The organism is Domibacillus sp. F004 (assembly GCF_057814295.1).
The window spans coordinates 1-284 of sequence record NZ_JBVATB010000057.1; the positions used below are offsets into that span (position 1 = coordinate 1).

At 69.0% G+C, this 284-nt stretch carries 1 protein-coding gene; it reads left to right on the top strand.

Annotation, left to right across the window (positions count from 1 at the left end):
* On the top strand, window positions 1-284 hold a 284-nt coding region (locus ACZYRN_RS19395; protein WP_488913198.1), incomplete at both ends, for a helix-turn-helix transcriptional regulator.

Here is a 284-nt window from a genome sequence, read left to right on the forward strand (position 1 = left end):
GGTGAGCCTCGTCTCCGCGGACGCGGAGGTCTGGTCGGGTGAGGCGTCGCTCGTCGTCGCCAAGACCGTCGAGGGCGAGATCGGCTTCATGACCGGTCACGAGCCGGTGCTCGCGATCCTCGCCGAGAAGCCCATGCACGGGTATCAGATCATCCAGGAGATCGAGACGCGCAGCGACGGCGCGTGGAAGCCCAGCCCGGGCTCGGTCTACCCGACGCTGCAGCTGCTGGCCGACGAGGGTCTCGTCGCGGCGGAGGAGTCGGGCGGCAAGAAGACCTACTCGC